Source organism: Ralstonia sp. 24A2 (genome assembly GCF_051783885.1).
Classification (GTDB): Bacteria; Pseudomonadota; Gammaproteobacteria; order Burkholderiales; family Burkholderiaceae; genus Ralstonia.
On the sequence record NZ_JBPVZD010000002.1, the window covers coordinates 1,735,462 to 1,749,845 of the forward strand.

The window sequence follows — 14,384 nt, forward strand, 5'->3', positions numbered from 1 at the left end:
CGAAGGCCGGTTTTTTTTTTGGGGGGAGGCGCGAACGCTGCGACGGATCAGCCCGCCACCAGCGAGCCGTTCTCGATATGCACGCGCTCACCGGCCTGGAAGCCCGGCGCTGCCTTGTAGGTGAAGCTGCGGTTCGTGCCGTTGTCCATGCGCACGTTCACGCGGTATTGCGTATCGCGGCTGTAGTAGTTCTCGGCCACGTGGCCGCCGTAACCGCCCGCCAGCGCTCCGCCCACCGTAGCGAGCGTGCGGCCATTGCCGCGACCGACCTGGTTACCCAGTAGGCCACCCACCACTGCACCGCCGATCATGCCCAGACCCGTTTCCTTGCCTTGCGTGGTGATCGGGGTAATCGACGTCACACGGCCGGTGTACGGGCTGACTGACTGACGCGGTTGCGTTTGTGCGTAGCTCGGGTTGGCCGACGGCGCACGCTCAGCATAGGACGGCTGACGTGCCGGAGCTTGCGGCGGCATCGTGTTCTGCGTCGGATACGCCCCCTGGGCCGGATACGGCGCGGCCTGGTTCGGCTGCGTCGTCTGGCCGGGCGCAGCGAGTGCCAGCGGCGCGGAGGCGGCCGGTGCTGTCGACGACTGCGCCGCAACGTTCGGATCTGTGCTGCCCTGCGTCGCCTTCGAGATCGGCAACACGCCGGTAATGGCCGCCACCGCCGTCAGGCTGGCGATGATCACTGCCACGGCGGCCGTGGCCACCAGCGGGTGCATACGACGCGACGAAGGCACCTGGCCTGGCGACGAGCCTGTGTACGGTTGCTGACCTGGGTTCGGTTGGATGTTGTTGTTCATCATCGTTCTCCTGCGGCGGTGATCGCCATGATCACTTCAGCCCTTCGATGATCACAGTGTGGTCGATCGCCCAAACGGATGCCGTTTTAATTTGTAAGCATCTGTAGCCCGATTTTCCCCCTAAAAATCAGTTAGTTGACGCGTTTCGATACACATTGTGAAGCCGCGGGCATGTTACAAATGGTGGGGGTAGGCGTGCGAATTGCGCCTGCGCGGCTAACAAGAACGCCCCCGAAGGGGCGTTCTTTTGAGGCTGGGCGCCCGGACGATCAATCTTCGCGGCGCAGGTGCGGGAAGAGGATCACGTCGCGGATGTTCGGGCTGTCAGTCAGCAACATCACCAGACGGTCAATGCCGATGCCGCAGCCGCCCGTCGGGGGCATGCCGTATTCCAGCGCACGGATGTAGTCGGCGTCGTAGAACATGGCTTCCTCGTCACCGGCGTCCTTCTGCTCGACTTGCTTGCGGAAGCGCTCGGCTTGGTCCTCCGCGTCATTCAGCTCCGAGAAGCCGTTGGCGATTTCGCGGCCGGTGATGAACAGCTCGAAGCGCTCGGTGATACCCGGCTGCGTATCGGAGGCGCGCGCCAGCGGCGAGACTTCGACCGGGTAGTCGATGATGAAGGTCGGCTCCCACAGTTGCGACTCGGCCGTCTCTTCAAACAGCACCAGTTGCAGCGTGCCCACGCCGGCGTTCAGGAATTGCGGTGCGTTGGTGTCGATCTTGAACTTCTTCAGTTCAGCGCGCAGGAAGTCGACGTCAGCCAGTTGCGCGTCGGTGTACTGCGGCGCGTACTTCTGGATGGCCTGGCAGATCGTCAGGCGATGGAACGGCTTGGCCAGATCCAACTCGCGGCCCTGGTAGGTCAGGGTGGCGGTGCCCGAGGCGTCGATCGCGGCTTGGCGGATCAGCTGCTCGGTGAAGTCCATCAGCCAGCGGTAGTCCGTGTAGGCCGCGTAGAACTCCATCATCGTGAACTCGGGGTTGTGTCGCGGCGACACGCCTTCGTTACGGAAGTTGCGGTTGATTTCGAACACGCGATCAAAGCCGCCGACGATCAGGCGCTTGAGGTACAGTTCCGGCGCGATGCGCAGGAACATCTGCATGTCCAGCGCGTTGTGGTGCGTGATGAACGGCTTGGCCGCGGCGCCGCCCGGAATCGGGTGCAGCATCGGCGTTTCCACTTCCATGAAGCCGTTGCCGGCCATGAAGTTGCGCAGCGAGGCCATGGCCTTGGTGCGGGCGCGGAAGGTGTCGCGCGTTTCCTTCGAGACGATCAGGTCGACGTAGCGCTGGCGGTATTTCACTTCTTGATCGGCCAGACCATAGAAGTCGCCCGGCAGCGGGCGCAGGCTCTTGGAGAGCAGGCGCAGTTCCGTCACGGCCACCGACAGTTCGCCGGTCTTGGTCTTCATCAGCGTGCCGCGGGCGGCCACGATGTCGCCCAGGTCCCACTTCTTGAAGCTGGCGTAGACGTCTTCGCCCACGGCATCACGGCTGATGTAGAACTGGATGCGGTCGGTGGCGTCCTGCACGGTGGCAAAGCTGGCCTTGCCCATCACGCGCTTGAGCATCATGCGGCCGGCAATGGCGACTTGCACCGGTTCGGCTTCCAGCGTGGCTTGCTCGAACTCACGGTACTTGGCTTGCAGATCGCCAGCGTGATGCGTCGGGCGGAAATCATTGGGGAAGGCAACGCCTTGCTGGCGAATCTCTGCCAGCTTCTCGCGGCGCTCGGCGATGATCTTGTTGTCATCCTGCGCCGCGACTGGTGCTGTGGCCGGGTTGTTCTGTTCGGTCATGATGGTGATGAGAGGAGAGTCTTGTCAGGCGCGGATTAGGCGTAATTGCGCAGATCGTCGAGTTCGGTCGCGCCAAAGTCGGGGCGGGCGAGGTAGGCAGCGATGCGCGTGGCGGCGTCTTGCGGCGAGACCAGCTCGCCGTGCGCATGCAGATCGCGGAAGCGCTGCACGCCGGCAAAGTCGGCGCCACGGATGGTGCGTTGCATCTCGGTGTCGATCACGCCGGGGGCCAGCGCCACGGCGCGCACGCTGGCATCGCCGTCAGCGTTGAGCGCGCGCACGAACATGTCGAGCCCGGCCTTGCCCGTGCAGTATGCAGCCCAACCGGCGATCGGCCGGCGCGCGGCGCCCGACGAGATCGCCAGCACGCGGCGCTGTGCGTTCCAGGCGGCGGTGCCGCGCAGCAGGGCAGCGGTCAGCGCCATCGGGCCGGCAAGGTTCAGTTGCAGATGCGGCAGCAGCGTGTCGGCGCGCAGCGTGTCGATGGTGCCGATCGGTTCGACCGCGCCGGCATTGAGTACCAGCGTCACGTTGGCGAAGGCGGGCAGGGCGGCCAGCGTCTTGGTCATCCAGGCTTCGGCGGCATGCGCGTCGGACAGGTCGACCTGATGCCAGTCGAGCGTCACGCCGGCGGCTGCGGCTTGCGCACGCAGCTCGGCGTTGTCGCCGCGCGCCACGCAGATGAGGTGGTGGCTGGGCTGCATCAGCGCCTGGGCCAGCGCAGCGCCCAGGCCGCGCGAGGCACCGGTCAGGATGAACAGGGACTGAGGTTTCCCAATGCTCGACATGTGATCGCCTTCGGGTTAGACGCCTTGCTTCAGGCTGGCCTGGATGAAGGCGTCAAGATCGCCGTCCAGCACCTTCTGCGTGTTGGAGATTTCCACGTTCGTGCGCAGATCCTTGATGCGGCTCTGGTCCAGCACGTAGGAGCGGATCTGGTGGCCCCAGCCCACGTCCGTCTTGGCGGCTTCTTGCGCGTCGGCTTCAGCCTGGCGCTTGCGCAGTTCGTGCTCGTACAGGCGCGACTTCAGCATCGTCATCGCTTCAGCGCGGTTGCGGTGCTGCGAGCGGTCGTTCTGGCACTGCACGACGATCCCGGTCGGGATGTGCGTGATCCGCACGGCCGAATCGGTCTTGTTGATGTGCTGACCACCCGCGCCGGACGCGCGGTAGGTATCGACGCGCAGGTCCGCCGGGTTGACCTCGATCTCGATCGAGTCATCCACTTCCGGGTACACGAAGATCGACGTGAACGATGTGTGGCGGCCACCCGCCGAGTCGAACGGCGACTTGCGCACCAGGCGGTGCACGCCGGTTTCCGTGCGCAGGAAGCCAAAGGCGTATTCGCCCTCGATCTTGATCGATGCGCTCTTGATACCGGCAACGTCGCCTTCGGACTCTTCCAGCACTTCGGTCTTGAAGCCCTTGCGCTCGCAGTACTTCAGGTACTGACGCAGCAGCATCGACGCCCAGTCGCACGCCTCGGTGCCACCGGCGCCAGCCTGGATGTCGAGGAAGCAGTTGGCGGCGTCCATCTTGCCGGAGAACATGCGGCGGAATTCCATGTCTTCGACAATGGCGCGCATGCCGGCGGTGTCGGCCTCAATGGCCTCGATGGTGTCGTCGTCACCCTCTTCGCGGGCCAGCTCGAACAGCTCGGCGCCGCCGGTGAGGTCTTCGTCGAGCTTGGTCAGCGTGTGGACCACGCCCTCGAGCGATTTCTTCTCGCGGCCCAGGTCCTGGGCGCGTTTCGGGTCGTTCCAGACCTCGGGGTTTTCGAGCTCTTTATCGACTTCAACTAGACGTTCAGATTTGACGTCGTAGTCAAAGATACCTCCGAAGTTCGTCGGCGCGCGACTTCAGGTCGGCCAACGTGTTCTGGATGGCATTGAGGCGTTCTGCTTCCATGATGCAAAAATCCGGTCGGAAACCGGAAATTATAGCGGAATCAAGGGGTTCCCAGCCCGCGCGGGTGGGTGAACCCGGCCTTTTCCGGCATCCCGTGCGGGATTTCTGTGGCGGAGGCGGGCGCTGCGGCGGGCTTCGGTTAGCATGACGCCCAATCCACGTGGTTTTTGGCGCGCTGCCGCAATGAAGCAATGATCATCCACTCGCTGCTCGATACCGATCTGTACAAGTTCACCATGATGCAGGTTGTGCTGCATCACTTTCCCGGTGCGCATGTCGAATACCGCTTCAAGTGCCGCAACGTCGGCGTTGACCTGGTGCCGTTCATCGAGGAGATCCGCGCGGAAATCCGCCATCTCTGCACGCTGCGCTTTACTGAGGCGGAACTCGATTACCTGCGCGGCCTGCGCTTCATCAAAAGCGATTTCGTCGATTTCCTTGGCCTGTTCCATCTGAACGAGAAGTACATCGAGGTGCGCCCTGCATCGACCAATGGCGCCAGCAACGACGGGCAGATCGAGATCGTCATTGCCGGGCCGTGGCTGCACACGATCATGTTCGAGGTGCCGGTGCTGGCCATCGTCAACGAGGTGTTCTTCAGCCGCACGCAGAGCCACCCGCAATGGGACGAAGGCAAGCGCCGCCTGACCAACAAGCTGGGCTCGCTGATGCGCCCTGGCCTCGAAGATTGCCGCATTGCTGACTACGGTACGCGCCGCCGCTTCTCGCACACGTGGCACGAGCATGTGCTGCTGGAGACACGCACGCAGCTTGGCGCCCAGTACGCCGGCACCAGCAACGTCTACTTCGCCATGAAGCACGGCATGACGCCGCTGGGCACCATGGCGCATGAATACCTGCAGGCCTGCCAGGCGCTTGGCCCGCGCCTGCGCGATTCGCAGACCTTCGCGCTGGAGACCTGGGCCAAGGAATATCGCGGCGACCTCGGCGTCGCACTGTCGGATACCTATGGCTTTGACGCCTTCCTGCGCGATTTCGACATGTTTTTCTGCAAGCTCTTCGACGGCGTGCGCCACGATTCCGGCGACCCGTTCGAGTGGGGCGAGCGCATGCTCAAGCACTACGAGGACATGCGCGCCGAGCCGAAATCCAAGGCGCTGATCTTCTCCGACAGCCTGGACATGCCCAAGGTCATCGCTCTGTACGAGCGTTTCCATGGTCGCTGCAAATTGGCCTTTGGCGTGGGCACCAACCTGACCAACGATCTGGGCTACACGCCGCTGCAGATCGTCATCAAGATGGTCCGCTGCAATGGCCAGCCGGTGGCCAAGCTGTCGGACGCGCCCGAGAAGACCATGTGCGACGATCCGGCCTATCTCACGTACCTCAAGCAGGTGTTTGGCGTGCAATAAGGTTCACGCGGTCGCCCAATAAGTTTCAGCGGCGTTGCGCGGCATGGCGTTGACCGGCTCGTATAATCGACCGATCCCACGCCAGCCGTTCCGGATATGACCACACGAGCCGATTCCCCCGCGCAGGATCCTGTTGATCCGCTCGACACCACCCGCGCACGCGACGCCATCTTTGCGCGCATCCGCAACGCGCAGCATCGTCCGGAGCAGCCTACACAAGGCGAGCGCGATGCCGTGGCCGACTACATTGCGCGCCATCCGGCTGGCCCACGCCCGCCGATGCCCGAAGACCTCGCCGCGCACTTTGCCGAGCAGGCGCTGAAGATGGCCTCCACGCTGGAGTCCGTTGCCACGCTGGCCGACGTGCCGGCGGCTGCGGCGCGTTACCTCTCGGGATTGAGCCTCAAGCCGCAGGCGGTGGCATGGACCACGCTGCAATCGCTCGACTGGGCGGCCGCGGGCGTCACCGTTGAATTCCGTCCGCCGGTGCGCGAGCCGCAAGCCGACCATGACCACGGCGACCTTGTCGGAATTACCGGCTGCTTCTGCGCGATTGCCGAGACCGGCTCGCTGATGCTGCTGTCGGGGCCGGAGAACGTGGCCTCTGCAGCTTTGCTGCCCGAGACGCATATCGCCGTGGTGCCGCAGTCGCGCATCGTCGCCCACCTGGAGGATGCTTACGCGTTGATGCGCACGGAGCAGGGCGAATTGCCGCGCGCGACCAACGTCATCAGCGGGCCCTCGCGCACGGGCGATATCGAGCAGACCATTGTGCTCGGTGCGCACGGCCCGTACCGCGTGCACGTCATTGTCGTGACAGGCGCCTGATCCCTGGGTGTGCCCAGGCGGCACTGTCAAACATGTGTGTACGTTTCATCGGGTAACGGGCCCTAGGCGTTTACACTGGCGTCTTTGTTCATGTGGCGTGTGGCTTTGCGGCGCGCCAATGCTTAGGAGAACGTCTACGTGAAACGCCTCTGGCCCCTTGCCTTCCTGTTTTTCTGTGGCCTGGCGCGTGCTGCCGACGTGAATGGCGCGGAGTTATCGCTTTGGTGGGGCGCACCGTTTGCCGGCATCTTGCTGTCGATTGCCATTGCACCGCTGGTAGCGCCCAAGCTTTGGCACGACCACTACGGCAAGATCGCTACGGCATGGGCGCTGGCGTTTCTGGTGCCGTTCGGCATCGGCTTTGGCGGTGAGTCTGCCGTTGCCTCCGTCATCCATGCCGCGCTTGCGGAGTACATCCCGTTCATCGCGCTGATCTCCGCACTGTATGTAGTGGCCGGCGGTATCTGCATTCGCGGCAATATCCACGGCACTCCAAAACTGAATACGGGCCTCATCGGGCTGGGCACGGTTCTCGCCAGCATCATGGGCACGACCGGGGCGGCCATGCTGCTGATTCGGCCGCTGCTGCGCGCCAACGAGGCGCGCCGGCACCGTGCGCACGTCGTGGTGTTCTTTATTTTTCTGGTGGCCAACGCGGGCGGGGCACTGACGCCGCTGGGCGATCCGCCGCTGTTCCTCGGTTTCCTGCAGGGTGTCGATTTCTTCTGGACCGCCAAGTACCTCTGGCGAGAGACGCTGATGATGTGGGTGCTGCTGCTGGCGATCTTCTTCGCGGTCGACAGCTACTTCTATCACACGGGCAAGGAAGAACTGCCCAACATCACCGATGCCACGCCCGACGACGCCGGTCCGCTGCGCTTCGAGGGCAACGTCAACTTCATCCTGCTGGCTGGCATCCTGGGCCTCGTGCTGATGAGCGGGCTGTGGAAGCCCGGCATCGTCTTCCACGTGATGGGCACCGAGGTGCTGCTGCAGAACGTGGTGCGTGACATCGGTCTGGTCTGCATCGCCTTGCTCTCGCTGTGGCTCACGCCTGGCAGCGCGCGCGCTGGCAACGAATTCAACTGGGAGCCCATCCTGGAAGTCGCCAAGTTGTTCGCCGGCATCTTCATCACCATTGGGCCTGTCATCGCCATGCTCAAGGCGGGTGTGGACGGTCCGTTCGCAATGATCGTTCGTCTCGTGAACGACAGCGCCGGGCAGCCGAACAACGCGATGTACTTCTGGACGACGGGGTTGCTGTCATCCTTCCTCGACAACGCGCCGACGTATCTCGTGTTCTTCAACACCGCCGGCGGCGACGCCAAGATGCTGATGACCGAAGGCGCCTCCACGCTGGCGGCCATTTCGGCGGCGGCCGTGTTCATGGGCGCGAATACCTACATCGGCAATGCCCCCAACCTGATGGTCAAGGCCATTGCTGAAAGCCGTGGCCTGCAGATGCCGAGTTTCTTCGGCTACATGTTGTGGTCGGTGGGCATTCTGGTGCCGATCTTTGTGCTCATGACCTTCGTTTTCTTCCGCTAACCGAACGTGTGCTGAGCGTATGAAACCCGGAATCCTTGTCACCCGCGCGATGTTTCCCGAAGTACTGGAGCGCCTGCGCGAAACCTTCGACGTGATCGACAACCAGGCGGACGTCGTCTATCCGCCCGAAGCCCTGGCCGAGCGCTTGCAGGGCCGCGTGGGGTTGCTGTCCAACGCCGCCGACACCATCAACGCCGAGTTGATCAGCCGCGTACCGACGCTGCGCGCGGTGTGCAACATGGCGGTCGGCTACAACAACTTCGATCTGCCGGCAATGACGCGTGCGGGCATTCTCGCCACCAACACACCGGACATCCTGACCGAGACGACAGCGGATTTTGGCTGGGCCCTGCTGATGGCCGCCGCTCGCCGCGTGCCGGAGTCCGAGCACTGGTTGCGTGCGGGGCATTGGAAGCGCTGGACGTACGACATGTTCCTCGGTGCCGAGGTGTACGGCAGCACGCTGGGCATTCTTGGCATGGGCCGCATCGGGCAGGCGTTGGCGCGGCGCGCGAGCGGCTTCTCGATGCGCGTGATCTATCACAACCGCAGCCGGCTCGCGCCCGAGATCGAGCAGGACACACGTGCCACGTACGTCAGCAAAGAAGAGCTGCTGAAGCAGGCTGATCACCTCGTGCTGGTGCTGCCGTATTCCAAGGAAAGTCATCACGCCATCGGCGCGGCGGAACTCGCACAGATGAAGCCGACCGCCACGCTGGTCAACCTCGCACGCGGCGGCATCGTCGATGACGCGGCGCTGGCACAGGCATTGGCGGACAAGCGCATCTTCGCGGCCGGCCTGGATGTGTATGAAGGCGAACCGAAGGTGCATCCGGCGCTGCTGGAAGCCGAGCACGTCGCGCTTACGCCGCACATTGCCAGCGCCACGTTTGGTACGCGCCTGGGCATGGCCAACATGGCCGCCGACAACCTGATTGCCGCACTCGGTTTCGGCCCGCGCGCGGGCCAACCGCCCAATCTGTTGAACCCTGACGCGCTGGCTGTGCCGCGCGCCGCTTCCTGATCGAACCGAACGCCCCTATGGATTGGCTGGCTTTATTGACGTTGTTTGGCGTGGCCATCGTGGCCGTGCTGTGTGTGCTGATCTGGCGCGGTGTCTCGCGCCCGGCTGGAAATGATGTGTCGCCATTGCTTGCGGCACTACGCGATGAGCTTGCGCGCGGCAACGAACGCGTCGAACGCGAACTGCGCGGTGAAATTGCCGAGACCGCTCGCATTGGCCGCAGCGACGTCACACAACAACTGGGGCAGTTCCAGCAGGTGCTGGCGACGCAGCTCACTAGCGTTGCCACGCTGCAGAACAACCAGATCGACACGTTTGCCCAGCAGCTCACCAAGCTGACCGAGACGAACACCCAGCAGTTGGAAGCTGTGCGCCAGAGCCTGCAACAACAGGCCCAGCAGGCACGCGAGGAGCAGGGCAACGCGCTGCGCCGCTTTGGCGAGACCATGCAGCAGCAGCTCGCCCAACTGGGCGAGGGCAACGAGCGCCGCCTGGCGGAGGTGCGCGCCACGCTGGAGCAGAAGCTCAAGGACATCGAGGCCAACAACGCGACCAAGCTTGACGAGATGCGCCGCACCGTCGACGAGAAGCTGCACGCCACGCTGGAACAGCGCCTGGGTGAGTCGTTCAAGCTGGTGTCCGACCGTCTCGAACAGGTGCACCGCGGCTTGGGCGAGATGCAGGCGCTGGCCCAAGGCGTGGGTGACCTGAAGAAGGTGCTGACCAATGTGAAGACGCGCGGCACCTGGGGTGAAGTCCAGCTCGAGATGCTGCTGGAGCAGATGCTCACGCCCGAGCAGTACGACAAGAACGTCGAGACCGTGCAGGGCACCGGCGCGCGTGTGGAGTTCGCCATCCGCCTGCCCGGCAAGACCGATGCGGAACGCGATGCCACTGTCTGGTTGCCGATCGACGCCAAGTTCCCGAAGGAACAATACGAGCGCCTGCTCGACGCGCAGGAACGCGCCGATGCGGATGCCGCTGCCGTCGCCAGCCGTGAGCTGGAAGTCGCGGTGCGCAAGGAAGCGCAGACCATCCACGAGAAGTACATCGCGCCGCCGGCCACGACCGATTTTGCGATCCTGTTCCTGCCGACGGAAGGCCTCTACGCCGAGGTGCTGCGCCGTCCGGGCTTGACCGATGAGCTGCAGCGCAAATTCCGCGTGACGGTGGCGGGGCCGACCACACTTACGGCTATTCTCAACAGCCTGCAGATGGGTTTCCGCACGCTGGCGCTGGAAAAGCGTTCCAGCGAAGTCTGGCAGGTGCTGGGCGCGGTGAAGAGCGAATTCGGCAAATTCGGCGACGTATTGGCCGCGACCAAGAAGACATTGGAGCGCGCCGTCAGCAACATCGAGCAGGCCGAGGTGCGTACGCGTCAGATGAATCGCAAGCTCAAGGCGGTGGAAGCGCTGCCGAGCGATTCTGCGCAGAACGTGCTGGGGCTGGAAACGGCCGTGCCGCAGGATGGCGAAAGTGACATGAGCGAGGCCGAATAAGCGGTCAGCATCAGCAAAAGAAAAGGGGCGGAATTTTCCGCCCCTTCTTTTTTATCCGTAGGTGCCTGGATCAGGCTTCTTCCGGTACGTCGCGCAGCAGGATCTCGATGCCGCCAAAACGCTCAGCGACCCAGTTGTAGGCATGGCAAGCCAGCCACAGCGCGCCAAAGCCAACCAGCGCGTTGAGAATCAACCCGCTCAACACCACGATCGTCGGTAGTTCACCGTAGCGGACAAAGCCGACAAAGAAGAACAGCCCCACGACCGGAAGCGAAAAACACAGGTAGACCAGCACCAGCGCACGCGCTGTGTGGGCCGGGTGGAGGTAAGCAATCTCCTTTGTCATCATGGCGTCACGCAAGCTCAAAACGTTCAAACTGGCGCAAAGTGTAGCGAATCGACCGACCTGCCGATACCCGCGCTCAGCGGGTGACGCAAAAAACCGACAACCTGCCACGTTGCTTCCGGCGCAAGGCGCCGTGAGCGCCACGCCCGCATGGTGATTGCAGCTCGCCTATCGTAGCAACGGACTAGACCAGTCCGTCGAACAGCAGGATCTGCACCGCATCGCCCGCGTTGACCTGCCCCTGCTCATGCGCGAGCACCACAAAGCAGTTCGCCTCGCTCATGGAACGCAGCACGCCCGAGCCTTGCTGGCCCGTGAGGCGCACTTCGAGCTGACCGCGATCGTTCAACGCCGCAATGGCACGCTGATACTCCGTGCGGCCGGGGCGTTTGCGGATCGGTGTCACGCTCACGGCGGGCACCAGAGGTGCACCCGGCTCGCTGGCCCCCATCATCTGCAGCAGGGCGCCACGCACGAAGTGATAGAACGTCACCATCACCGCCACCGGGTTGCCCGGCAGGCCAAACAGAAACGCACTGCGGCCGTTGGAAGCGATGCGCCCGAAGGCCATCGGCCGGCCCGGGCGCATGGCGATCTTCCAGAACGTCACGTCGCCGAGCTTGGCCATCATCTGCTTGGTGAAATCGGCCTCGCCAACGGATACACCGCCCGAGGTGATGATCGCATCGGCGTTTTCAGCGGCGGTACGGAAGGCGGTTTCGAGCGCGGCCGGGTCGTCGCGCACGACGCCCATGTCGATCAGCTCCACGCCCAGGCGCGAAAGCATGCCGTGCAGCGTGTAGCGGTTCGAGTCGTACACGCAGCCCGCGTCGAGTGGTTCACCGATGGAACGCAGCTCGTCGCCGGTGGAGAAGAACGCCACGCGCAGTTTGCGGCGCACGGCCACTTCGGCGATACCCAGTGAGGCGAGCATGCCGATATCGGCTGGGCGGAGGACGCGGCCCGCCGCCAGCGCTGCGCTGCCCTGGGCAAGGTCTTCGCCGCGCAGGCGGCGGTTGTCGCCGGCGCGTACCGCATCGCGGGCAAAGCGGACAGCGGTGGCGTCGCCCTGCGTGAATTCCTGCGGGATCACCGTATCGCAACCGGCGGGCATGACGGCGCCGGTCATCACGCGTACGGTCTCACCCGCGCCTGGTGCACCGTCGAAGGCGACACCAGCGTACGCTGTGCCGATCACGCGCAACGACACCTCACCTTCATCGCGCGAGAGTTCTGCGCTGGCGAAGGCGAAGCCGTCCATCGCCGAGTTGTCATGCGAAGGCACGTCGATGGGTGACAGCACATCTTCGGCCAGCACGCGGTCGAGCGCGCTGCGGATCGGCACGTGCGCAAAGCCGCTGACCGGCTGCACGAAACCGCGCATGATGGCTTGCGCCTGCGCGACGGGCAGTGCGTTCGGATCATAATCGGACAGGCAGGAGACGACGGAGGCGAGGGTGGTCATGACGTCGATGAGGGAGGGGGCGGCGCTCTAGCGGCGCTCGGCCAGGTGGTGCAGTTCTTCCAGCGTGTTGATGTTGGCGAAGGCGGCGGTGTCGTCGAACGGCACCTCCACCGTCGGGTGGCGTGCGGTCCAGGTTTCGATCTTACGGCCGCCGCCTTGCAGGTAGGCGATCAGGTCGTCGGTCAGCCGTGCATTGATCAAACAGAATACCGGCTGCACCTGCTTGCGCGGTTGACCGTGCTCATCTGGCTCCATCGTCACCGGCATGGCGATACGCGCGTCGGTTGCTTCAAGTGCAGCCGAGAGCTTGGCTGCAAGGTCGACTGGCACGAATGGCGAATCGCACGGCGCGGTCAGCAGATAGCGCGTCTGGCATTGCTCCAGCCCTGCGAGCACGCCGGCCAGCGGCCCGGCAAAGTCCGGCACGGAATCCACCACTACCGGCACGCCAAACGACTCGTACGCGGCCAGGTTGCGGTTGGCGTTAATCAGCATGTGATCCACCTGCGGTGACAGGCGCATCAGCGTGTGCATCGCCATTGGCGCGCCGCGGAAGGTCTGCAGGCCCTTGTCGACGCCGCCCATGCGGCTGCCCCGGCCGCCGGCCAGGATCAGGCCGGTGATGTCGGATGTCGGAATCATGTGGTTGCCTAAGCGGGCTCAGCCGCCGATGTAGGACATCTCGATGCGCCGGCCAGCCGGATGGGCCTGGCCGTTGGCGCGCAGTTCGGAGTAGCGATCTGCGCGGCCCTGCCAGATGGCACGGATCGCGTTGGAGAGTTTGAGGTCAGTCGTGCCATTGCGCAGCAGGGTGCGCAGGTCGAAGCCTTCGGTCGCGAACAGGCACAGGTACAGCTTGCCTTCGGTCGAGAGCCGCGCGCGCGTGCAGTCGTGGCAGAACGCTTGCGTGACGCTGGAGATCACGCCGATCTCGCCGGCGCCATCCACATAGCGCCAGCGTTCGGCAGTCTCGCCGCTGTAGTTGGCCGTGACCGGCTCCAGCGGAAACTCCGCCGACAGGCGCTTGACCACCTCGGCCGACGGTACGACGGAGCCCATCTCCCAGTGGTTGGTCGTGCCCACGTCCATGTATTCGATGAAGCGCACGATGATGCCGCTGCCCCGGAAGTGGCGCGCCATCGGCACAATCTGGCTGTCGTTGTCGTCTTTCTTGACGACCATGTTGACCTTGAGCGGCGCGAGGCCCACCTTCTGCGCGACCTCGATGCCGTGCAGTACCTCGCTCACAGCAAAATCGACGTCGTTCATGCGGCGGAAGGCGGCGTCGTCGATGGCATCCAGGCTGACGGTCACGCGGTTCAGGCCGGCATCCTTGAGCGACTGTGCCTTGCGCGCCAGCAGGGCGCCGTTGGTGGTGAGCGTCAGGTCCAGCGGCTTGCCTTCTGCGGTGGTCAGGCGCGCGAGCATTTCGACCAGGCGCTCGATATCCTTGCGCAGCAGCGGCTCGCCGCCCGTGAGGCGGATCTTCTCGACGCCGTGCTCGATGAACAGACGCGCCATGCGCTCGATCTCTTCGAACGACAGCAGCTCGGAGTGACGCAGGAAGCGGTAGTCCTTGTCGAATACGTCCTTCGGCATGCAGTAGACGCAGCGGAAGTTGCAGCGATCCGTGACCGAGATACGCAGATCGTGCAGCCGGCGACCGCGTGTGTCCGCCAGCCAACCCTGTGCGGGGACGAGCGTGTCCGGCACGGCAGGCACCGTGGCGCGATGGTGCTGGCCGTCGCGCAAATCGTAGAGGGGGATGACGGTTTCGGTCATGGT

At 64.1% G+C, this 14,384-nt stretch carries 13 protein-coding genes; 5 read left to right on the top strand and 8 right to left on the bottom strand.

The window, feature by feature from the left end:
- Positions 1–47: 47 nt before the first annotated feature.
- The 4 genes from ACS13N_RS13065 to prfB form a co-directional block, all read right to left on the bottom strand.
- Entirely contained in the window at positions 48–806 is a 759-nt protein-coding gene (locus tag ACS13N_RS13065; protein ID WP_438932040.1) for a glycine zipper 2TM domain-containing protein, read from the bottom strand.
- A gap of 269 nt (positions 807–1,075) precedes the next feature.
- Positions 1,076–2,608 carry a lysine--tRNA ligase gene (gene lysS, locus ACS13N_RS13070; protein WP_438932041.1) on the bottom strand — a complete coding sequence of 511 codons (1,533 nt, stop codon included), beginning with the start codon at positions 2,606–2,608 and terminating at the stop codon, positions 1,076–1,078.
- A 35-nt stretch (positions 2,609–2,643) separates the two neighbouring features.
- Positions 2,644–3,396 carry an SDR family oxidoreductase gene (locus ACS13N_RS13075; protein WP_438932042.1) on the bottom strand — a complete coding sequence of 251 codons (753 nt, stop codon included), beginning with the start codon at positions 3,394–3,396 and terminating at the stop codon, positions 2,644–2,646.
- Between the two features lie 15 nt (positions 3,397–3,411).
- A protein-coding gene (gene prfB, locus ACS13N_RS13080; protein ID WP_137884610.1) for a peptide chain release factor 2 occupies positions 3,412–4,516 on the bottom strand; the annotation gives its coding sequence in 2 pieces (ribosomal slippage) (positions 3,412–4,434 and positions 4,436–4,516; 1,104 coding nt in all).
- Positions 4,517–4,707: 191 nt separating this feature from the next.
- Between prfB and pncB the strand changes: the two genes are divergently transcribed.
- The 5 genes from pncB (at position 4,708) to ACS13N_RS13105 (ending at position 10,788) form a co-directional block, all read left to right on the top strand.
- Entirely contained in the window at positions 4,708–5,889 is a 1,182-nt protein-coding gene (gene pncB, locus ACS13N_RS13085; RefSeq protein WP_438932043.1) for a nicotinate phosphoribosyltransferase, read from the top strand.
- Positions 5,890–5,985: 96 nt separating this feature from the next.
- Positions 5,986–6,717, top strand: a complete 732-nt coding sequence (locus ACS13N_RS13090) for a LutC/YkgG family protein (RefSeq protein WP_438932044.1) — start codon at positions 5,986–5,988, stop codon at positions 6,715–6,717.
- Positions 6,718–6,855: 138 nt separating this feature from the next.
- Positions 6,856–8,265, top strand: a complete 1,410-nt coding sequence (locus tag ACS13N_RS13095) for a sodium:proton antiporter (RefSeq protein WP_438932045.1) — start codon at positions 6,856–6,858, stop codon at positions 8,263–8,265.
- Positions 8,266–8,284: 19 nt separating this feature from the next.
- Positions 8,285–9,289, top strand: coding sequence for a 2-hydroxyacid dehydrogenase (locus ACS13N_RS13100; RefSeq protein WP_438932046.1), 1,005 nt, complete (start codon positions 8,285–8,287; stop codon positions 9,287–9,289).
- Between the two features lie 17 nt (positions 9,290–9,306).
- The gene (locus ACS13N_RS13105; protein ID WP_438932047.1) at positions 9,307–10,788 is read left to right on the top strand and encodes a DNA recombination protein RmuC; all 1,482 of its coding nucleotides are present in this window, start codon (positions 9,307–9,309) and stop codon (positions 10,786–10,788) included.
- A 70-nt stretch (positions 10,789–10,858) separates the two neighbouring features.
- Here ACS13N_RS13105 and ACS13N_RS13110 read toward each other — a convergent pair whose 3' ends face one another.
- From ACS13N_RS13110 to moaA, 4 genes are all read right to left on the bottom strand, one after another.
- Complete coding sequence (locus tag ACS13N_RS13110; RefSeq protein WP_004635681.1) at positions 10,859–11,137, bottom strand: hypothetical protein; 279 nt, start codon at positions 11,135–11,137, stop codon at positions 10,859–10,861.
- A gap of 181 nt (positions 11,138–11,318) precedes the next feature.
- Positions 11,319–12,599, bottom strand: coding sequence for a molybdopterin molybdotransferase MoeA (gene moeA / locus ACS13N_RS13115; RefSeq protein WP_438932048.1), 1,281 nt, complete (start codon positions 12,597–12,599; stop codon positions 11,319–11,321).
- Between the two features lie 27 nt (positions 12,600–12,626).
- Positions 12,627–13,241: a molybdenum cofactor guanylyltransferase MobA gene (gene mobA, locus ACS13N_RS13120; RefSeq protein ID WP_438932049.1), complete on the bottom strand. Its 615-nt coding sequence runs from the start codon at positions 13,239–13,241 to the stop codon at positions 12,627–12,629.
- A gap of 18 nt (positions 13,242–13,259) precedes the next feature.
- Positions 13,260–14,381 carry a GTP 3',8-cyclase MoaA gene (gene moaA / locus ACS13N_RS13125; protein WP_438932050.1) on the bottom strand — a complete coding sequence of 374 codons (1,122 nt, stop codon included), beginning with the start codon at positions 14,379–14,381 and terminating at the stop codon, positions 13,260–13,262.
- Between the last annotated feature and the right edge of the window lie 3 nt (positions 14,382–14,384).